Below are 418 nucleotides of genomic sequence, written 5' to 3' on the forward strand. Positions count from 1 at the left end.
GGCGTCGTGTCCATCCAACCCGGTTCCTTCAATGATCAACAGCCTGCTTACCCGCGTATTTGGCAGTCGTAACGAACGACAGCTGCGCCAGCTCAACCGCATCGTCGCCAAGATCAATGCGCTGGAGCCGGAGATCGAGAAGCTTTCCGACGAGCAGCTTCAGGCCAAGACGCCGGATTTCAAGCAGCGCATCGCCGGCGGTGAAGCCCTGGACAAGGTGCTGCCGGAAGCGTTCGCGGTCTGCCGCGAAGCCGGCCGCCGCGTGCTGGGCATGCGCCACTACGACGTGCAGCTGATCGGCGGCATGGTGCTTCACCTGGGCAAGATCGCAGAAATGCGCACCGGTGAAGGCAAGACCCTGGTGGCGACCCTGCCGGTGTACCTCAACGCGCTGGAAGGCAAGGGCGTGCACGTGGTC

1 pseudogene is annotated in these 418 nt (G+C 63.4%); it reads left to right on the plus strand.

Annotated elements, in window-relative coordinates:
• Positions 1-31: 31 nt before the first annotated feature.
• Positions 32-418, plus strand: a pseudogene (gene secA / locus E0L35_RS25750) (preprotein translocase subunit SecA); the annotation flags it as partial.

The sequence above is a fragment of the Halomonas sp. ATBC28 genome (assembly GCF_005937175.1).
Lineage (GTDB): Bacteria > Pseudomonadota > Gammaproteobacteria > Pseudomonadales > Halomonadaceae > Vreelandella > Vreelandella titanicae.